This is a genomic window from Oleiphilus sp. HI0086, from assembly GCF_001635225.1.
Map to the genome: position 1 here is coordinate 1 of NZ_LWFZ01001115.1, position 20,287 is coordinate 20,287.

Consider the following 20,287-nt stretch of genomic DNA (forward strand, 5'->3'; position numbering starts at 1 on the left):
CTGTTATTTTATCGATTAAACTATTTTTACTTCGTAATTCAATTTTTTAAGTAGCTCACCTAAAGTTATATCTAGTACCAGATTACCTTTCCTTACATTTTAAAAGTATTTTTATTACCGTTACCCCTAACCTGCATCAAACTTATTCTTTGTTTATATATGTGGATTTTCTTACGAGTCTTTTAAGGTGTTAACAGGCTCTCATACTAAAGGAGACACTGTTCAGCGCACGAACTATAATCCAAGCTAATGCACTGCCATCAATTGAATAAACTTGCTGAATACTGCTTACTTCCATAGACTTTGCCAACTAATATTTATCCATGCTTAGAGCGATTAAATGGCAACACTGATACTTACACGGCACGCACAAGCCTCTTTAGGAAAGCAAGACTATGACCAGCTTTCTGATCTCGGCCACAAACAAGCCCATTTACTAGGTGAATATTTTGACAGCACTTCTATCAAGCCCAGTCGAGTTATTTGCGGCAGCTTAAAAAGGCATATTGAAACCGCTGACGCGATCACTCGCTCATTGCAATATAATCAAGCTATCGAAACTGATCCGCGCTGGAATGAATTCGACTTTAAGGGATTGATAAAAGCTTATTTGTCACTTAATAGCGACCAGGCGTTTAACTTAAGTAGAGACTCCAACCCGGCCACCTTTTTCAAGTTATTGAAAAAAGCTATGTTTGCCTGGGCGAATAACGACCTAGTAGGTCTGGTAGATGAATCTTGGAGCGACTTTGAGTACAGAATTGAAACTGGCTTAGAGGCAATTCGACAGCAAGCGGATCGTGATGATACCGTTATGTTAGTCAGCTCAGGTGGCGCAATTTCGATGGCGATAAGAAAAGTGATGGGACTAAGCGTAGAGCAGATGATTGATATTAACTTTCAGATTAAAAACGCAAGCTACGCTAGTTTCGATATTAAGCGGGACCGAATGGTGCTGTCGGGTTTTAACCATACCCCTCACCTAGAACTAGATGAGGGCAAAACTTTAATAAGCTACGCCTAAGATGTATCGGCTCGAACTTGGCCTTACAGCTTAGAATATAGGCTGTACTTAAACTAACGAGCTCACTAAGGCCTAAATGTCCGCAAGTCGGACTCTCGGCATCGACAATAAAGTTTGGATATTCAGGCCAATATTGACCTGATCAGTTACATCGGGAATGTGAGAAGAGCAGACACAAAACTATCCAGAAACTTCCTATTATCGCATTAGCTATTTTAAGAGAAATAAGACTTCAATTGCTGAGCGCAAACAAAATCTAGCGCCACTGCACTTTTAAGTCGATTATTCATAATCAACTCTCTACATAATTATTTTTCAATTCCAGCTCATTGAAAAAATCGGGCCATACTATATTCAGTATTTGTTTTTTCGCCCATACAATAGCGGCACAACAAGCACGGTTAAAATCGCCGAGCTGATGGATCCAAAAATCAAGGAGACAGCCAGTCCTCCCATCACGGGATCAGGGATGATTACCAGTGTTCCAAAGACAATGGCCAAGGTGGTTAAGGTTATGGGAATAATTCTTAATGCGCCCGCATCTGAGATAGCCTCTTCTGGCGACATGCCTTCGGCTATTCTCTCCCTGATAAAATCAACGATCAGCAAAGAATTCCTAACAGCAACGCCCGCAAGAGCAATAACACCAATCATTGATGGTGCGGTAAAGTCTTGATCGAGCAACCAATGGCCCGGAAATACACCAATCAAACCTAATGGAATAGATACCATGACAAGCAATGGCAAACTAAAGGATTGATAGTAAGCAACTAAGAGAAAGTAGATAGCAAGCAGTGACATCGCCAGCGCAATTCCCAAATCTCTAAACACATCCAGTGTCAGCCTCAATTCACCATCCCAATGAATGACAGTGTCATCCAAAGTAGTGGGTGAATCAGGCACAAAGCCCAGATTTCGCGTCGTAATTTTAGTTTCTCTATCGACTTGTAATACTTCGATTCTCTTTTCCAAATCGAGCACTGCATACACAGGTGCACTATCTACCAGCTCTCCTCCCACATAAGAAACTCGCTCATTATCCTTATGGAAAATAGGTGTCGCTTTCTCATTCGGAACAATATCAATCACCGTCGATAAGGGGATGGATGCCCCTTCTTTATTTTTCACAAAGGTCTGAGCCAGTATCTCCGGCACAATGCGCTGGTTATGAGGCACGACAAGCCTAATCGGTATAGGATTTCTCGCTTCTTGCTCATACAAGTGATTCACGATATCTCCTTGCACAAAAAAGCTTAATGCAGCAGCAACTTGCTGCACATCTAAACCGGCCAGTAAAACCCTGCGTTGATCGATCTTGAAGTTATATTCCTGAATAGGCGTGGAATTGCTCGTCCACACTTCAGCCATATCCCAGGTATCTTTAAACAGCGTCTCTAATTCTTTGGCCGTTGCCTCTCGTTTCTCGTTATCTTGTTCGTATATTTCAGCGAGAACCGTCGCTCTTATCGGTGGCCCAGGAGGGTCTTCTAATAACTGAACCGTAGCCTCAGGGTGATTACCAATGATATCGGCAAGTGCTAAACGCAATTGCTGCACAATCTCTATCGAAGTATCGTCGCGCGTCCATTTATGACTCAGATTAACCCTCATTTCTGCATACTGCGAGCCGACGTTATTTGCACTTCCCTTTATTTGACCATTGAAATCGATAACGGAGGGGCCGCCTACAAAGGTTTGTGTATTCGCCACTTCATCGTGCGAAAGGACAACCCCCGCAACCTCTCTCACCAAGCGATCTGTTTCCTCAAGGGGCGTGTCATCCGGTAATTTAAATGTCACCAAAAAGGTGTTCTTATCATCTTTAGGTAGAAACACTAAATTGACGCCCATAGGCGATAGTTCTCCACCAACGCCCTGCGAGCGAATAAATTGCCAACTTGGTTGCAGTAACGAAGCGAGCAAACAGACCAACACACCCAGATAGAATACTTTTCGCCACTTCCTACTTTGGCTGAGGCGCTTGAACAAACTTCTGTAGTAGGTTTGTAGCCAAATTTCTTTATGTTCTTCGTGGGTGACGGTTAAGAAACGTCGGGCAGCCCACGGCGTAATAATATACGCAACCAATAGAGATGCGATCATCGCTGCAGGTACGTTGAACGCAATAGGATAAAAATATTCACCCGTCATTCCCGTCACAAACAGCAGAGATAAGAATACGGCAACCACCGTAATTGTTGCCAATGTTGTGGGGTTACCAATCTCAGACGCGGCATTAACAATGGCTTTTGAATAAGCCTCTTTAGAACTATTTTTCGGGAGTAACTGGTTATGCCGATGAATATTTTCGATGACAACAATGGCATCATCAACCAACAGTCCCAAGGCGAGTATCAAGGCATACAACGCCATACGATTCAAAGTTGGCCCGGCTAATAGGTCGATTCCAATCACCAGAGCGAAAACGATAGGTATCGTAATGAATACGATAGACGCCGCGCGCCCCCCCAGAAACACCCACAACACGACACTCACGACAGCGATTGCAATAAAGAGGTGCTCAATAAGATAGTTAACAGAATCATCCGCAGTCTGGCCATCATTTCTGGTGGTAACTACTTCAACAGAGTTAGGAATCCATTGTTCTTGCATCGATGCGACGCGTTCCAGAATAGCCTCAGATAAAGGAACTGAGTTAACACCGGCCTGTTTAGCGATACCGATATGAACAGCCGCCATCTCTTCCCCTTTGTACTGTTTATAACGACTATCTGAGGGGCCAAAGTTAAAGCGAGATAAGCTTAAGTTTTTGGTATCTGGCTCGGTGGTAATATGCGCTATATCTTGTAGATGAACGACTTTATCGTCATCACGAAACACCACCAATCGCTTAAGCTCTTCAAGGTCTTCCAGCTTATGACTAATTCGCAAATGCTGGTTGTCTTTGTCGATCACCTTAAAGCCAAGCGAGTGATCAATACTAGCGCCTTGTATGTGCGCTCTAATTTGATTTAAGCCCAAACCTAAAGCTTGTAAACGCGTGGGATCTATCTCAACGCGTACTTCGTTCTCCTGACCACCATGAATTTCACTGAGCCCAACGCCCTCAATACTATGTAGATGCTCGGTCATTCTTTCAGCCATATGTGTGAGCTGATAGCGGTCGTACTTGTCAGAAGCCAAGGTCACAACTATAAAGGGGATATCATCCACATCCATCAGATGAATATGTGGCTCGCCCGCTAAAGGCGGTAACTGAATTTTGTATCGTTCCACCTGGTCATAGAGCCTCACGAATGATTCGGTTTTATCCTCTCCTACTTTGAACTCCACTTGAATCTTGGCAAAGCCTTCTCCTGCCACACCGTAAGTGTGCTTTACCCCCTGCATCGTATTGAGATGATTTTCGAGCGGCGTTAGCAGCAAGTGTTCTACTTCCAAAGGTGACATACCTGGTATGGGAATGGTGACTTCGGCAGCGGGAATCACTATCTGAGGATTCTCTTCACGGGGAATTTCAAACAGCCCCATTAAACCGAACAAGATAACGGCAGGAATAATGGCCAATACAAGCTTTGATTCAACAAAGGTTTTGGCTAGCGTATGGGCAATATTAAAGCTGCTGTTAGAAGCTGCTTTGCCGCCCGAATTTTGGCTCTTATCCATTACTTGGTCTCTGCACTATTTACTGAGGCATCGCTAGGTTTAAAGACCACTGGACTCCCATCTCTTAAGGAAGATGGCGGGTTAGTGATAACGATATCCGATGGCTCGAGGCCTGAGAGAACCACCAAATAACGTTGCCACTTCCGCTCAAAATTGACCGGCGTAAACACTGCTTTACCTTCATTGATTCGGTATACACCAAACACCCCCGCCCGCTTAATGATTGATGAAGAATCAACAAGAATCTGTTTTTCATAAGAGATAATGAAGTCCACCTGCCCTGATAAGCCGGCTTCAAGTTTGTAGGATTCAGGCAAAGCGAGTTTGATCTGAATGGTTTGGGTAATACGATCAACACTATTCACGATATGAGATATAACGGCTTTAACGGGTTCATCGCGCTTGTGAATTTTAATGTCATATTGGTCACCAATATTTAGAGTCTGCCCCCACTCTGCTGGCAACGAAGCCTCAAACTCCAAACCACCAATCGCTTCGAGTTGAAGAAGAGGTTTTCCAATAACAGCCAAATCCCCTTGATTCACCCAGCGCTTAATAACGCGTGCATCAATTGGACTATTGATGCGGTGATAAGGCTCCCGAGCAAGCTGCCTTTCCAGCTCACTCTGCGCTTGATTCAACTGAGTTTCCGCAAGATTGTGTTGCACTTTTGCCTTGCGAAGTTGTTCCACAGTAATCACGCGTTTTTCGCGCAGTTGACGAGCATTATCTACATCATGTGCCATATCCTTTAATCGAATTTTGGCTGATTCGATAGCACTCTCTGCTCGACGAATAGAGGTAAGCAATTCGGTTTCATCCAAGGCTACTAGCAAATCACCTTGAGACACCATGTCACCCTCTTTTACTGTCAGTTCGTCAATCGTTGCCGATTGCGAAGTACTGATTTCGATACTGCGAGATACATTGGTGTACCCTGTTGCCGAATAAAATCGAGGCACTAGATCTTCTTTAACATGATGAGCATCGACCTCAATTGGCTTGGCGGCCACTAGTTGGGTACGAAGTGTATCGTTTTGCTCGCCGCAAGCCGTAGCTATGCTGACGGCTGCAAGAACAGCTAATAATCGTGTTACTAATCGTAGACTCATTGGAACACTCCATTTTTCAGTAAATGACATACATGTTCAGCAATGAATTCAGGGTCATCATGCTCGGGTTTTCCACCAGGAAAAAACACCCTCATTGGTTTAGATTCCAAGTGATAAAAAACAAGGGAGAACAAAGAAATAGATGTCATGTGCGGGTCGCTATTGGGAGAAATTCGCTCCACTAGTTTTAATACATTTACCCATTGCGCCATGAAAACATTATTCGCGAGTAGCGATATTCTTTCTTCATCAGCTTCTAACAGTTCACGTTGTAGAAGGAGCCTAAGATTTTCGTCGTTTGCCATGAGTTCCGTGAACTGAAAGATAAATCGCCTCAATTGTTCCTCTTCACTACCAACGGGCTGCAAAGCGGCTTCTAACTTTGGAGCTATGTCTTTAAACGAAGCTTCGATACTGCTGAGATACAGCGCTTTCTTGTCAGGAAAGTGGTGGTAGATCGTTGCGATACTCACGCCAACGGCGGTGGCTACCTGGCGTATTGAAACACCACTAAACCCCTGCTTTGCGAAAAGCGGAATGGATACATTGAAGATAGCGTTCAAGGCTTCTTCATTGGTTGAAAACTTGGACTTGGCCACTTATTTCTCTCTTTTTATATCCCAGCAAAATCTATAGAACGAACGTTCTATAGATAGAATAATAGAACTTAAAGTAAAAAGAAATATGCAACGTTGGCGTCAGTCTAAAGATGAGACACCCATCAACATCTTCAGAGTCACACAAATATCACTTACTAGACAAACTAATTAGGTATCGCGGTTATCCTCAATTCCCTTTGAAGCACAAATAGGTAAATACGTTCCCACAAGCTCATTATCTAGAATCAGCTTTCATTGTTAATGTGCGGATTCCTCTGGTAGGTAATGTAAAATTTATCGGAGAATAGGATCGGATCTTCTGACCGCTTTTCACCATTCCGTAACGTGAGAGAAGCGGACATAAATATAGACTCAAATACAGAATATCCTGCGGACTGCTTGTAGTAATGTAGCCACTAAGTTACTTGTTTACAAAACCACTTTCGTACAAAAATTACTATCATCGCGTAAAACTCTATCCAACCAATTGGTTTAACATTTCCATTGGCTAAATAGGTGGTAGATCCAAGAAATCTAGACAATCCATACACTCTCATACAGCATTCGCATCGAAATTGCGGGCTAGACACCCTTCGAGCTAAAAGATTATACCTATCCAGTAAGTTCTATCTCCTTAATAAAACTGCCCTTCTGAGCAATACATTCACCCAGCAATGCAAAGCCACTAATATTGGACTGAGTCGTATAACGAGCAGCGTAACTGTTACCTTCGCCTTCCACGCGCCATTCCCCTTTAGATTCGTAGCTGGGACATATCACTAAGGGAGAATAGGCTAGCTTTACCGCTACAGCCTGTGGTGGCAGAACTAAAGCAGCAGGTTCCCCACATAAGGTTTTTGCCAAACATTTTGCTGATGCGGTTGCTGGAGCAATAAACGAACGAACAGCACCAAGTGTCTCAGCACAATCACCGATCGCGTAAATATTGGGATGACTTGTTCTAAGGAATTCGTCAGTCATAATTCCTCGATTTATTTCGATATTAGCCTGTTTAGCCAGGTCAACACGAGGCAATAATCCAACTGCTGACAAGATAAGATCTGCGCGGATGACGGTACCCGTATCTAGCTCAAGTAAAAGCTGATCACCGTCATCTTGAACATCACCTACCTTCTGCTCCATGTGCCACTGTACTTGTTCTTTTGGGAACGCATTCATTATGTGCTCACCGAGTTGCTCAGGTACACTTCTGCTAAGCGGCCAGCTCGCAGTATCTATAACATCAACCTGAAAGCCGTTATTACACAGATCACTGGCAAACTCGATACCGACAAAACCGGCACCAATAATGGCGATTCGACTCGTGCTTTTATCAAGTTTTTGGAGTTCTGCTCTAAACATTTCGTATTCAGCTAGATTATTTACTGAAACGCATCGTGGAGAATCTGTTAGTTCGAGATTCATCGGGGATGCGCCTGTTGCTAAAACCAACTCATCGAATATTAGTTCATTGACTGCGCTATTAGAGTCTCGGTAACGAACACAACGTTGGTCTGTTTCAATCGCTTCAACCTGAACCTGATGGATGATTTTAACGTCATGCTCTTGTTCAAGAACTTCCCTTTTTTTCATAATCAGATCAAGCGGCGCCTTATTCATTGAAATCGCTTTCGATAAATTTGGCTTGTAGTACAAATCACCTGAATCTTGCGTAAGTAAGCTTATCTTAAGTGCTTTACCGTGCGCTCGAAGTTCACGGACGAGCGTAATCGCGGAATGCCCAGAACCAATAATGATAATATGCTTCATGGCTGCCACCTATTCGACAAGATAGAAATCAGATTTTGAAGCCGAACATTCCGGGCAGGTCCAGTCGTCCGGAATATCTTCGAAGCGTGTACCCGGCGCGATACCCTCTTCGGGCATCCCTAATGCTTCGTCATAAATCATGTCGCAAGTGATACAACAATACTTTCTATAATTCTCTGTGCTCATGATCGCTCCTCAATTAATCTTTCAGCTCTTCGAAATCTGGCTTTTCTCTCACAAAGCAGTCAGGGCAAGGAAAGTCATCCGGAATATCTTTCCATAGCGTTCCTGCAGGATAGCCTTCGTGCTCAGCGCCTTTGCTTTCGTCATAAATGTAGCCACAATCTGGGCATTCATATTGAGCCATGTCTTTGCTCCTTTATTAAGTTTTGATATGTCGTTGTATTAAATAATCATCGAGTAGGCCAAAACGCATATCGCGCTCGCTGCAAACACACCATGCAGGCACTGCAAGATCAAAGGTTTCGACCTACCTTTGAGTACTTTTCTGAACAGTTGATACGAACCAATGACCACACCTAGAGTGAGCACAAGTCCTACCCAGTTCCATGAGTTGGTAGTATCTGCTGAATGCGCATCATACAGACCCAGTATCAGCAGAACCGAAGCACCTGAGGCGGCTAATCCATGAACAGTGATCATCCACTTTCTTATGGCTCGTTTTTGTATTCTGTTTTTAAGCAGGAATGAGCCAAACCCTGCGACTCCGATCAGAGCCAATAAAGAAAGTACAAGCATGGACGCACCTAAACCCGTTCAGTAATTGTGTTCTAATCCCGTTAGACTTAGCCTGCCTAGGCAGCCTTCTCTACTTCAGGGTGATGGTGACGAGAGAAGATCTCGTCGCGCTTAGTGGGCTCGATATTTACCTTGTCCATATCTCCACCAGCCCATTTCACAACCTTCGGATCCATTACCGAAAACCAAACCGGTGGAATCATCGCTAATACGAACATCCATGGGTATCCGGCAGGAAGAGAAGGTACACCATGATAATCACGGAGAACTTGGTAAGCGCGAGTCGGATGCGCGTGGTGGTCAGAGTGACGTTGTAAGTGCAGGAGAATCAGATTGGAAATTTTCTGATTCGAATTCCAGGAATGGTGTGGCTGACAGCGCTCGAATCGCCCAGTCTTTTCGTTCTTCTGCCTGAGCAAACCATAATGTTCAATGTAATTTGCACACGTCAGCTGCCAGTAGCCGAATGCAGCCACAATCGACAGAAATGGAATCATCACAGGCCCAAAGTAAGCTAGCAGCATGCTGTACAATGCAACAGTTGCAAGAGCGGGCTGGATAATCTCATTCTGTAACGACCACTCTGACTTACCCTGTCGCTTCAACCTTGCGCTTTCCAGCTCCCATGCTCGGCGAAATGCCCCAGGCACTTCTCGTTTTACGAATTGATAGATAGACTCGCCCATTCTTGATGATGCAGGATCTTCAGGCGTCGACACATCTTTGTGATGGCCTTTGTTGTGCTCGATAAAAAAGTGCCCATATCCCGGTAAAGCTAGAGCCATCTTTGCAAAAAACACCTGCGTTCGGTCATTGACCTTATGGCCCATCTCGTGGCCAAGGTTAACGCCAATTCCAGCGGCTAAACCTGCTGTTAAGGCTCCACCAATAAAGTTAAACCAGGACCATTCGTATTGAGATACCGTATAGGCACATGCAATCACCGCTGCCCAAAGCAAAGGAACGGTCAGGTACATCACTTTTTTGTAGTAAGGCTCTGATTTAAGCTCTTCGACCATTTTTTCGGTTGGATTCGCTTCATCATCACCAAAATAGCTATCTAGTGCCGCTATTCCGAAATACCAGAATACGATTGTTGTCCATAACCATAGGCCATTTCCTGTTGTAACCGCTAGATAACATGATCCGATAGGCGCTAAAGGTAAAATCAGCGAAATGATGTAAGCGTATTTTTTTAATGACATCCAGGTGGTGATTTCACCCTCGCTTTGAGAGCGCGGGACCGAAAGCATTGCTGCCGCTTCTTTAGACATGAGATTTTCTCCGTTATTGTTAGTAAAACAATCTTATCGGGAGACGCAGGCCAGGGTTATGGCCCTAGGTGTCATGTCACAGTCAATTCGTGTCGTTTTAGTGGAACGAAAGCATATTTCAAACAAAAAAAGGGTGCCATTTGGGCACCCTAAAAACCTGAATAAATATCAAAACATAGCTAACCGAAATCTATGGCAAAATCACGGGGCTCGTTTTGTTTGATGACTTTGTTTAAAGTCATTTAGGAAGCAGGTCTCAGCTCCCTTCGCAGTATTTTCCCAACAGTTGATTTAGGCAATTCTTCTAGTACGACCACTTTCTTGGGAACCTTATAAGCGGTCAGCACTTTGCGGCAGTGTTCAATAATTTCTTTTTCTGTTGCTTCATTTTTTAGTACAACATAAGCACATACTTTTTCACCTGAAATGTCATCAGCTTCACCAATTACGGCTGCTTCTAGAATTTGCGGAAAACTGGTTAATACTTCTTCAACTTCATTTGGATAGACGTTAAATCCTGAAACAATAATCATATCTTTTAGACGGTCAACAATTTTTAGCTTACCGTCATCAGTCCATTCGCCCATATCACCCGTTTTGAAAAAGCCATCTTCAGTTAATGCCTTTGCGGTTTCATTTGGCATATTCCAATAACCACTCATCACTTGAGGGCCTTTAGCGACGATCTGTCCGCGACCTTCAGATACGGGTTGATCGTCATCATTCCAAAGCTGAATTTCTGTATCAGAAAGAGGTGTCCCAACTGTGCCTATTTCTTCATTGCCAGGTTCATTAAGGCAGAGGACCGGAGATGTTTCTGATAACCCATAGCCTTCAGAAATACTGCAGCCTGTTACATCTTTCCATATTTCACTGGCATTAGAGGTTAAGGCAGTTCCACCCGAGACGGTCAATCGCAGTGCTGAAAAATCTAGCGCTTTAAATTCTTCCTGCATACAAAGACCGACGAAGAGAGTGTTGATCCCTGATATGCCGGTAAATTCGAAAGGTTTGATGGCATTAATAAAGGCGTTAAGATCCCTAGGGTTAGGAATGAGTACATTGAGATTGCCTTTGCTCGCAAACATAATCATATTCACTGTAAAGGCATAGATATGGTAGAGGGGTAATGGGCACACAAATATCTCTTGCCCTTCTCTACACCCTGTAGCAAGTCTATCCAAACATTGTTTAGCATTACTTATGACATTTCGGTGGCTTAAACAAGCACCTTTAGAAACGCCAGTTGTGCCTCCAGTGTACTGGAGCATACATAAATCATCTGGGCCAATATCTTTACGGGCTTGCAATTTAGCCTGATCAAAATCATTGAGGATTTGGCTAAAAGAGTGGCAACCCTCTGGAGCAGGCGTCGGGGAGTCGCTTAGTAAATCCGCAGCACCTGTTGAAATCACTAGCTCCAGCGCCGTATCACCCTTGATTTTTTCTAAGTTGGGCAACAGGTCTTCTAGAATAATTATCGCCTTGGCACCTGAATCTGAGAATTGATGCTGCATTTCTCTAGGCGTGTAAAGAGGGTTTGTGTTTACCACGACTAAACCAGCACGCAACGCGGCGTAAGCAGCAATTGGGTACTGGCTTAGATTTGGCAGCTGTATCACTATCCGGTCACCCTGATTTAGGTTCTCTTGCTGCTGTAAGAAACAGGCCAAAGCCTTAGATTTAGCATCGATTTCAGCAAAGGATAATGTTTGCCCGAGACATGAATAAGCTGGTTTTTCTGCGTATTTTTGAAGAAAGCCCTCTAAAAAGTCGGCTAGGTTGTTGCGTGAGAGTGTTGTGTTTATCTGTGTCATCGGTAACCCCAAAGGTGTTTATTATTATGAATCTAGATTAGGTGGGCCTAGCAGCTCTTTATCTGCCTTACCTAGAAATAGTTTCATCGATAATTTCTGAATAATGGTTCCGTAGGGAGGATAGAATAAACCAATCGGAAAGAATCGATGTCGTTGAAAAGTCGATCGGGCATGGGATAGCTCACGAAACCCTTCTTCGCCATGGTAACTGCCCATACCTGAATTACCCACGCCACCAAAAGGCATGTCGTGATTGAATGCATGCCAGCCCCAATCATTAATGCTTACTCCACCAGACAGCGTGTTTTTCATAATTGTGTCTCGTATGGATTTATCATGGCCGAATAAATAGAGTGCTAGAGGGCGTTCCCGGTCGTTTATAAAGTCAATTACTTCGTTGATATTATCGTAGGGAATCACAGGCAAAATTGGACCGAATATTTCTTCTTGCATCAAATTCATATTGAGATCAGGGTTCTTTACAATATGAAGCGGGTACTGCCGCCCCTTGCCAATAGAACCGCAAACGGTTATGTCTGCCCGATGCGCTTTCGCGTCGTCAATTAGGCGCCTGAAACGTTCGTCTGCGCGGTCGTCTACCAATGAGGTGTAATGTTCACTACCGGAAGTCGAGGGATGCATTTTTATAAACTGTTTCTTTACGGCCTCAACAAACTCATCAATATTATTTCTAGGTACTAACGCATAGTCAGGTGCTAAACAGACTTGACCGCTATTCATGGCCTTACCATGCGCAATTCGCTTAGCGGCATCATTCAGGTTGGCGCCTTCACACACAACTGCCGGCGATTTTCCACCGAGTTCTAAAGTGACAGGTACCAGATTTTTAGCCGCGTTACTCATGATAATACGCCCGGTTTTAGGCGAGCCTGTAAACACCAAATGATCGAAAGGCTGCTCTGAAATTTTCATCGCATCCGGGTGGTCACCAGGCAACACATCCACCAAGTCTTCAGGAAAAATTTCGCTAAGCATTTCTTGCAGTAATGCGGCTGAGTTAGGGCAATTCTCCGGCATTTTGATCATCGCTCTGTTGCCCGCTGCCAAAGCTGCAATAAGAGGCCCTAACGCTAGGTATAAGGGAAAGTTCCATGGGCAGATGATTCCGACAACACCTTTGGGGTGGTAATGTACTTTGGCTTTATTACTTGTGAAGAGTAACTCCGTGGATCTACGACTAGGCTTCATCCACTTTTTGAGTTTGTGAACTGCATGATTGATTTCTAAAACGGGCCCGAGCACATCAATAAGTTTAGATTCAGCTGGTGCGCGCCAGCCAAAGTCTTTGGCTGCTGCAGCGGTAATGGCATCTTGGTAACGCTGAATTTGGCTACGAAGATTTAGAAGATTTTTTTTCCTCTCATTGAAGGAAGGGTAAGGATTAGCTCGAGCCGCTGACTTAAGCATAGTTAATCGTTCTTCAATAGATGTATCGTGAGTAGAAATTTTCGCCGCGCAGTTCATTTGTTTGCCTCTATTTTTATCGATTTAAACGTGCTTATGTTGTGTACTATTTGAATGTTTAATGTTCAAAAGTTGTGTATTTTATTACGTAATAGACTTATTGCTCACAAAAGTGATTTGTACTCATCATTTAGTTGAGCATGGTTGATGGTGACAATATTAGGTCGGATGCCTTTTCAGCAATCGCTATTACAGGTGCATTGGTATTGCCGCTTATTAAAGTGGGCATGATCGATGCGTCGACTACTCGTAGCTTTGAGATGCCATGAACACGCAACTGGTCGTCAACGACAGACATATCGTCATTACCCATTTTGCAGGTACCCACGGGGTGATAAACCAGACCTAAACGATCTTTGCACGCTTGCAGAATGTCTGCATCGGAGGTGATATCAGCTCCTGGGTGAACTTCGTCGCCACGATGATCATCAAAAGCTTCAGATGCTAGGATTTTTCGCGCGACCCGAATGCCGTCAACCAAAACTTTTTGATCTTTTTCTTGAGAGAGGAAGTTAAAATCGATTTTGATTCGATCGCGAGGGTCTAAAGACTTTAAGCTTAGTTGACCACGACTTTCCGGTCTGAGTACGCACACATGTAGGGAGTAACCATGTTGCGAAAGTAAACCAAGATCTCTGCCGCAATCATCAAAAAGAAGTGGTACGAAGTGCAGCTGAATATCAGGAACCTCAACAGAAGGACCAGATTTCAAGAAGCCGCCAGATTGGGTTATCGAATTAGCAAGATTACCTTTTTTAGCAGTAAAGTAATTAAAAGCATCTGGCAAGGCTTTTAATAACCCGGATGGCGTAATAGAAAATCCGTCTTTTTTCTTGCTTTTTACCAATACACAAGCATCAACATGTTCTTGAAGGTTTTTTCCTACTCCTGGAAGATCATGAACGACAGCTATACCTACTTTCTCGAGCTCCTTCTTATCACCGATCCCGGACAGCATGAGAGTTTGTGGTGTGTTAAACGCACCACCACACAAAATAACTTCTTTTTTAGCATGAGCGGTATACTCTTTTTCTCGTTGCGAATAGACCACACCTTTGGCCTCTTTATCTTCGAGAATAATTCGATTAACTAAGGCTTCACATTGTATGTGCAGATTTTTTCGAGTACGAGCAGGCTTTAAATAGGCCCGTGAGACACCGCACCTTTCGCCATTCTTGATTGTAAACTGATAATAGCCCACACCTTCAAATTGAGGCCCATTGAAATCGTCATTTAAAGGGTATCCCGCTTGCTCAGAACCTTTTAGGAAGCACTCATTCAAGGGGTAAGTATTTTGTGTGTTTGAGACATAAAGAGGACCTTGGCTGCCGTGGTAGTCATTGCATCCTCGCTCATTTGTTTCGGCTTTTTTAAAATAGGGCAACATTGAATCGAATTTCCAGCCCTTATTTCCTTGGGCTTCCCAGTGATCATAATCAGATTTGTCGCCTCGAACATAGACCATTGCGTTGATGGCGCTACTTCCGCCTAAGGTTTTTCCTCTGGGGCAGAACATTGGTTGCCCCTTACGAATGTCGGCAACGGCTTCAGACTCATAGCCCCAGTTATATTTTTTACTATACATAAAGTAAGCAAAAGCTCCGGGTATTTTAATCATTGGACTTTTGTCTTCAGGTCCGGCTTCAAGTACCAGCACCGAGTTCTTTTCATTCTCGCTTAAGCGATTCGCAAGCACACTGCCCGCCGAACCGGCGCCAACAATGATGTAGTCGTATATTAGTTCTGACATCTTGTCACCCAATCTAGAGTCAATATGGTTATCATGAGGGTGATGTTAACTGAGTGCTCAGCACCTAAGAATGGCGGGAGTTGCCAAGGACAGGTCAATAAGTGTCAATAACGATAAACTTCCTTACCCTTCTCGATACTGTGATGGCGCGCAGCCAAACCAGCGTTTGAAACTGCGCCCAAAATTCGACACATCTTCGTAACCAAGCTGTAAAGCGATCACATCTATCTTTTGATCTGTTTTCTTCAGCAAGTATTGAGCATTTTTTTTCTTGGCGTCTTCCATTAGAAGTTTGAAAGTCTTACCTTCTTGCTTCAGTTTTCTGATTAAGGTGCTCTTGGACATATAAAGCGTCTTGGCGGTTTGCTCGAGTGATAGTTCAAACTGAACACTCGAAAGAATTAGTTCATTCACTTTGTCTGATAATGTGCGTGATTCCAGTAAACGATTAAGCTCATTCTTACATTGTTGAGCGGCCATTTCGGCAGTAACCGGATCTGCTGAAACGCAGGTGATCGCCTTCCACTCCAATGGCATACCATATCGCAAAACTCCGTCTGAATAACGAATGCGCTTCGGCAAACACGATCCATATAAGTCACTCCAGTCAGGCTCTTCGAAAGGCAGCTCCAGAACGCATTCTTCTACTTTTGAGCCAATAGCAAATTTGATAATGTTGAAAACCAGCGCAGCAATCGTCTCATAAAGAACAACATCAATGTCTCCCCAATCGGCAAGGGGTTTTATACAGAGATAGATGTTCTCTTCATCCTCTTCGATATAGAAGCTGAGAATTTGTGCGCGAATTTTGTAATATTCACAAAGAAATACCAGGCTGTCTTCCAGGTTGGTTGCATGCGACAGGCCATAGCCTACATGGCCATGACTGGACAAGCTGATGTTCCTACCGACAAACAATCCTAACGAACGCGGACACCCCTTTTTCCACATATAGTGAATAAGCTGTTTCAAGGTATCCACTTTAATGAAGGGCTCGCTTTCGTTGTGATCAACCTGTTTCCAGAAAGGTTGTAGATCAATTCCTTGCTCTTCGGCATAGCGCGAGAAATGGTTTAGATAAGTAGCAGACAGAAGTTCAGGGTTCATAGGCTAAATTGATGCTTAGTTTTATCTTTATAAGCTAGCCGCAAGCTAGTTCAAATGCAATGAAAATACACAAAAACTTAGAAGAACTGAACGCCCCTTCCGCGTAAAGCTCCGTTTCCTAGGTCCGGATAGTTTAGGTTCGATAGATCCATACCACTTAGCGTTATAGAGTGCAGGCTAGCTTGTTTTTCTACAGTAGTAATGCCAAAACAAATTTATCTGGATACTAGAATTAAAAGGCGCGTCACACTTCAGCGACTAACAGACCTAATGAGTCGAAGATCTAATGAGTCGAAGATCTAATGGTTTTATTTTTTAACAGCGTTGCATGGGCGATTTCTGCTTGGGAGGAAGGATGACAGTTTGAATCTACTGCTGTTTCAGCATCAGCTAATGGCATGCAGTAAGATTAAAGCAGAGCACTAAGATATAAGCAGCTTATTGTCTAAGTTGCGTTTGTCTGGATAACTTGATTATGTCCGCTAATCACCAATTCCCGATATCAATCGACGATTCAGAATCAGTAAGTTTCGGCCAACCTTGAAGCAAGTGCCAAGGTCTGAAATTGGCACATTGCTGACTAAGATTGGGCAGGGCATTTCTAGGCTCTAGTCGAAACCGCTATTTAAGTAGGTCAGATTGCGTGCCGACTTTTTCACCTAATTAAAGAGTTCGTTGATTTAGATATAGGAAGAAAGAAGCCTCTCCTTCTAAACCAAGCGCCCCCACATATCATACTCATCAACCTCTTCGACCTCTACTTTAACCAAGTCACCGACACATAGGTGAGTTGCTCCATCGATGAAGACGTTACCATCTATTTCAGGTGCGTCTGCTGAGCTCCTACCTACCGCGCCTTCTTCAACCACTTCGTCAATGATCACCCATTGCAATGAACCAACCTTTGCTCGCAAACGTTCGGCACTAATCTCAGCCTGCTTTTCCATAAACCTTTTGTGCCTACTCTCCTTCACTTCTTCGGGGACCTGATTCGCCAAGACGTTTGCTGGCGCGCCCTCTACAGGAGAATACGTAAAGCAACCTACACGATCTAACTGGGCCTCTTCTAAAAAGTCCAATAGCTCCTGAAAATCTTGCTCTGTTTCACCCGGAAAACCAACAATGAAGGTGCTTCTTATCGTAAGTTCAGGACATATCTCGCGCCAGGAACGAATGCGATCGATGACCTTCTCGCTGTGCGCAGGACGTTTCATTGCTTTTAGTATTTTTGCACTAGCGTGCTGGAAGGGAATATCCAAATACGGCAGAATCTTTCCTTCTGCCATTAAGGGGATCAGTTTATCAACATGAGGATAAGGATAAACGTAATGCATTCTTACCCATACACCCAATTCTCCTAGCGCAACAGCGAGGTCTTGCATACGTGTTTCGTGAGCCCGGCCTTCCATAAAATCGAGCTTATATTTAACATCGACACCGTAGGCGCTTGTATCTTGAGAGATAACAAGAAGCTCTTTTACACCACTTTCTACCAAGCGTTTGGCCTCTTCAATAACTTCAGAAATTGGGCGACTTACCAAATCTCCGCGCATATGAGGGATAATACAAAAGCTACAGCGATGGTTACATCCTTCCGAGATTTTAAGGTAAGCATAATGCTTAGGTGTTAATTTGATGCCTTGAGCAGGCACCCTGTCACTATAGTGCGTTTCCTGTTCTTTCGACGGGGGAGCATATTCGTGAACAGCGCCCATTACGCTTTCATAATCGGCCGGTCCGCTAACGTTTAACACTTCAGGGAAAGCGCTCTTTATCTGCTCTGCGTCACTCCCCTTGCCCATACACCCGGTGACAACGACCTTACCATTCTCGCGCATCGCTTCATTAATCGCATCGAGTGATTCTTGCTTGGCAGAGTCAATAAAACCACAAGTATTTACGACCACAACATCCGCATTATCATATTCTGGGGCGACTTCGTAACCTTCAAGCTTTAATTTGGTCAATATACGCTCAGAGTCTACTAAAGCCTTTGGACATCCCAGACTAACGAACCCTACACGTTTCTGACCTTGTTCTTCGCTCATAACTTACCAACCTCAACCCCATTAATTTGGCGCGGATATTACCACACCTCACTAACAAGCCCAAAACACAGCCACAAATTTAAAATAGTTGTAAAATCAACTATAATTAGCTGATCTGATGCACGTTATTCAATAGAATACCGCTTCACTTTTACGCAGACACTGACATATTGCTTAGAGTACCAACTTACAATTATGCTCATTCACCTTTTCGAACTGTTAACACTTTGCTTAGTTTTCCTTGCAGCATATCGCGGGCGTTACTATTACCGCGTGACTGCTTTAGAGGGTGCTAACCATGTTCACACCACGAAAAGTAGTTTAGCAAGCGAGCTCCCCGCATTTGTGGCACACTCGCCTACCGAAGCGGTAGAGCCTACAGAAAAACCTGTAGACATGAGTACAGACAAACCAAAGGTGCAAAAAGGTGACGTACTCAATAATTACATCGGTGATTTCTTCTAGCTCATTTCTTTTCGAAAGGTTTGGATTCAAGGCTTAAATTTCTCTGGCTTTAAGTAATGAGAATGGTAGTATTCAGCTAATTTCACTCCAACCTGTAAGAAGGTGAGGCTTTTACGCACGTGTTAACATTGAATACTCTCTACAAGCTCTGTTTTCGAATACTCGCGCTATTTCTTTTGTCTTTCACGATTAACCATGCTTATGCTGAAGATTTCAGCGAAGAAATATTCCAGGTAGAATACATTCTCTTTACTCACCAGGGGCATGTCGAAGCGAATAGAAAGTTTAATCTTGTTCCCTACAATCCACCTCGGCATTCACAATACACTCATTTGATCGAAGGTTTAGAAACCTTATCGAACTTCCAATATGAACAGCTTGATAGTTCATCAATGCAACTCAATGATGCGCTTTCAAAATTAAATAAAAGTAGGGATGTACGCGTCATTAAATATGGCGCTTGGCAACAAGCCATGGAACCAGGCAGCACATTACCCCCACTTCGTATATCTGCGCTGACCGATGTAGTTCAAAATGAAAGCTATTATGGTGAAACTCACCTAGAGGGAACGCTTACTATTAAACGTTCCCGATACATGCACATCGAAGCAGATTTATTTCTTACCAGTTTTTTGTTTTATCCAGAGCGAAACATTTTCGACTGGCTACTTTCGACCAGCACTATTCGACACAAAACTGATTCATTGCTACAAGCATACAAGCCAGACGAAATTGTTTTAAGCAAGCACTCTTCCTCCAGGATACCTAGTCAGGTATTCCGTTTACACCAAAGCCGGCGCTTAAAATATGGAGAAATTCATTATTTAGATCACCCGGCAATCGGTTTAATTGTCACCATTAATAAATTAGAGCCAGAGCCCGAGATCTAGCAGATAGAGCTACTATTATTAGCGTTATCTAGCGACTTATTATGAACGATAAATCAAGCACAAATGAAACCAGAACTTCTGACACCCTTTTACCTTCTATTTGGGTGGACGCTGATGCCTGCCCGGTTGTTATTCGCGACATTTTGATTAAAGCTGCGAAAAGAACCAATGTTGTGATCACGTTCGTTGCTAATCAGCATATCCCCCTACCAAAGTACAAGACTCTAAGGTCAATTCAGGTTAGTAGTGGCTTTGACGTTGCAGACAACTGGATAGTGCAACAAACGAACAAAAATGATCTTGTCATCACTCAAGATATTCCTCTCGCCGACGAAGTAATTACCAAGGGTGCCAAGGTTATCGGTACACGGGGGCAGCTCTATACAAAGGAAAACATCAAGTCGCGCTTAAATATGCGAGATTTTATGGAGACAATGCGATCCAGCGGTGTTCATTCAGGAGGACCACCGCCCTTAGGCCAACAAGAAAGGCAAGCCTTTGCGAATCGCCTGGATCAATGGCTCCAAAAGTCGGGCTTCTAAGCCAACACTGCGCATAGC

At 43.6% G+C, this 20,287-nt stretch carries 17 protein-coding genes; 4 read left to right on the top strand and 13 right to left on the bottom strand.

Translation table 11 applies throughout. The features are described 5' to 3' along the window. Nucleotides 1-340: 340 nt before the first annotated feature. On the top strand, nt 341-1,024 hold the full coding sequence (locus A3756_RS19665) for a histidine phosphatase family protein (protein WP_068507539.1): 684 nt from the start codon (nt 341-343) through the stop codon (nt 1,022-1,024). 354 nt (nt 1,025-1,378) lie between these two features. On the opposite strand, the gene A3756_RS19670 is transcribed toward A3756_RS19665, so the two are convergent. The 13 genes from A3756_RS19670 to rimO form a co-directional block, all read right to left on the bottom strand. Beyond that, on the bottom strand, nt 1,379-4,651 hold the full coding sequence (locus tag A3756_RS19670; protein ID WP_068554400.1) for an efflux RND transporter permease subunit: 3,273 nt from the start codon (nt 4,649-4,651) through the stop codon (nt 1,379-1,381). Then, nucleotides 4,651-5,763: an efflux RND transporter periplasmic adaptor subunit gene (locus A3756_RS19675; RefSeq protein WP_068507142.1), complete on the bottom strand. Its 1,113-nt coding sequence runs from the start codon at nt 5,761-5,763 to the stop codon at nt 4,651-4,653. The genes A3756_RS19670 and A3756_RS19675 overlap by 1 nt, the downstream gene beginning before the upstream one ends. After that, nucleotides 5,760-6,362, bottom strand: a complete 603-nt coding sequence (locus A3756_RS19680) for a TetR/AcrR family transcriptional regulator (RefSeq protein WP_068507139.1) — start codon at nt 6,360-6,362, stop codon at nt 5,760-5,762. Before A3756_RS19680 ends, A3756_RS19675 begins: the two co-directional genes overlap by 4 nt. A 612-nt stretch (nt 6,363-6,974) precedes the next feature. Then, nucleotides 6,975-8,132: an NAD(P)/FAD-dependent oxidoreductase gene (locus A3756_RS19685; protein ID WP_068507134.1), complete on the bottom strand. Its 1,158-nt coding sequence runs from the start codon at nt 8,130-8,132 to the stop codon at nt 6,975-6,977. A 9-nt stretch (nt 8,133-8,141) separates the two neighbouring features. Beyond that, the gene (locus tag A3756_RS19690) at nt 8,142-8,318 is read right to left on the bottom strand and encodes a rubredoxin (RefSeq protein WP_068507132.1); all 177 of its coding nucleotides are present in this window, start codon (nt 8,316-8,318) and stop codon (nt 8,142-8,144) included. Between the two features lie 13 nt (nt 8,319-8,331). Beyond that, complete coding sequence (locus A3756_RS19695; protein ID WP_068507129.1) at nt 8,332-8,499, bottom strand: rubredoxin; 168 nt, start codon at nt 8,497-8,499, stop codon at nt 8,332-8,334. Nucleotides 8,500-8,537: 38 nt separating this feature from the next. Beyond that, complete coding sequence (locus A3756_RS19700; protein WP_068507124.1) at nt 8,538-8,891, bottom strand: hypothetical protein; 354 nt, start codon at nt 8,889-8,891, stop codon at nt 8,538-8,540. Nucleotides 8,892-8,947: 56 nt separating this feature from the next. Next, nucleotides 8,948-10,165 (bottom strand): alkane 1-monooxygenase, encoded by a 1,218-nt coding sequence (locus A3756_RS19705; protein ID WP_231872153.1) that lies wholly within the window; start codon nt 10,163-10,165, stop codon nt 8,948-8,950. A 242-nt stretch (nt 10,166-10,407) separates the two neighbouring features. Then, a complete protein-coding gene (locus A3756_RS19710) occupies nt 10,408-11,982 on the bottom strand; it encodes an AMP-binding protein (protein ID WP_068507116.1) in 1,575 nt (524 codons plus the stop codon). A 24-nt stretch (nt 11,983-12,006) separates the two neighbouring features. Further along, nucleotides 12,007-13,467, bottom strand: a complete 1,461-nt coding sequence (locus tag A3756_RS19715; RefSeq protein WP_068507112.1) for a coniferyl aldehyde dehydrogenase — start codon at nt 13,465-13,467, stop codon at nt 12,007-12,009. Nucleotides 13,468-13,597: 130 nt separating this feature from the next. Continuing rightward, a complete protein-coding gene (locus A3756_RS19720; RefSeq protein ID WP_197475909.1) occupies nt 13,598-15,217 on the bottom strand; it encodes a GMC family oxidoreductase in 1,620 nt (539 codons plus the stop codon). A gap of 123 nt (nt 15,218-15,340) precedes the next feature. Beyond that, entirely contained in the window at nt 15,341-16,324 is a 984-nt protein-coding gene (locus A3756_RS19725) for a helix-turn-helix domain-containing protein (RefSeq protein ID WP_068507109.1), read from the bottom strand. 710 nt (nt 16,325-17,034) lie between these two features. After that, a complete protein-coding gene (gene rimO / locus A3756_RS19730; RefSeq protein ID WP_068507108.1) occupies nt 17,035-18,372 on the bottom strand; it encodes a 30S ribosomal protein S12 methylthiotransferase RimO in 1,338 nt (445 codons plus the stop codon). A 273-nt stretch (nt 18,373-18,645) separates the two neighbouring features. Here rimO and A3756_RS19735 point away from each other — a divergent pair, with 273 nt between their 5' ends. From A3756_RS19735 to A3756_RS19745, 3 genes are all read left to right on the top strand, one after another. Next, nucleotides 18,646-18,837, top strand: coding sequence for a hypothetical protein (locus A3756_RS19735; RefSeq protein WP_156498006.1), 192 nt, complete (start codon nt 18,646-18,648; stop codon nt 18,835-18,837). 119 nt (nt 18,838-18,956) lie between these two features. Further along, on the top strand, nt 18,957-19,727 hold the full coding sequence (locus A3756_RS19740) for a CsiV family protein (protein ID WP_068507104.1): 771 nt from the start codon (nt 18,957-18,959) through the stop codon (nt 19,725-19,727). A gap of 41 nt (nt 19,728-19,768) precedes the next feature. Further along, nucleotides 19,769-20,269 carry a YaiI/YqxD family protein gene (locus tag A3756_RS19745; RefSeq protein WP_068507094.1) on the top strand — a complete coding sequence of 167 codons (501 nt, stop codon included), beginning with the start codon at nt 19,769-19,771 and terminating at the stop codon, nt 20,267-20,269. Nucleotides 20,270-20,287 lie beyond the last annotated feature (18 nt).

Coding starts and splice junctions, on each gene's coding strand:
- A3756_RS19665 (WP_068507539.1), top strand. CDS start 341: ATGGCAACACTGATACTTACACGGCACGCACAAGCCTCTTTAGGAAAG.
- A3756_RS19670 (WP_068554400.1), bottom strand. CDS start 4,651: ATGGATAAGAGCCAAAATTCGGGCGGCAAAGCAGCTTCTAACAGCAGC.
- A3756_RS19675 (WP_068507142.1), bottom strand. CDS start 5,763: ATGAGTCTACGATTAGTAACACGATTATTAGCTGTTCTTGCAGCCGTC.
- A3756_RS19685 (WP_068507134.1), bottom strand. CDS start 8,132: ATGAAGCATATTATCATTATTGGTTCTGGGCATTCCGCGATTACGCTC.
- A3756_RS19690 (WP_068507132.1), bottom strand. CDS start 8,318: ATGAGCACAGAGAATTATAGAAAGTATTGTTGTATCACTTGCGACATG.
- A3756_RS19695 (WP_068507129.1), bottom strand. CDS start 8,499: ATGGCTCAATATGAATGCCCAGATTGTGGCTACATTTATGACGAAAGC.
- A3756_RS19700 (WP_068507124.1), bottom strand. CDS start 8,891: ATGCTTGTACTTTCTTTATTGGCTCTGATCGGAGTCGCAGGGTTTGGC.
- A3756_RS19705 (WP_231872153.1), bottom strand. CDS start 10,165: ATGTCTAAAGAAGCGGCAGCAATGCTTTCGGTCCCGCGCTCTCAAAGC.
- A3756_RS19710 (WP_068507116.1), bottom strand. CDS start 11,982: ATGACACAGATAAACACAACACTCTCACGCAACAACCTAGCCGACTTT.
- A3756_RS19715 (WP_068507112.1), bottom strand. CDS start 13,467: ATGAACTGCGCGGCGAAAATTTCTACTCACGATACATCTATTGAAGAA.
- A3756_RS19720 (WP_197475909.1), bottom strand. CDS start 15,217: ATGTCAGAACTAATATACGACTACATCATTGTTGGCGCCGGTTCGGCG.
- A3756_RS19725 (WP_068507109.1), bottom strand. CDS start 16,324: ATGAACCCTGAACTTCTGTCTGCTACTTATCTAAACCATTTCTCGCGC.
- rimO (WP_068507108.1), bottom strand. CDS start 18,372: ATGAGCGAAGAACAAGGTCAGAAACGTGTAGGGTTCGTTAGTCTGGGA.
- A3756_RS19745 (WP_068507094.1), top strand. CDS start 19,769: ATGAACGATAAATCAAGCACAAATGAAACCAGAACTTCTGACACCCTT.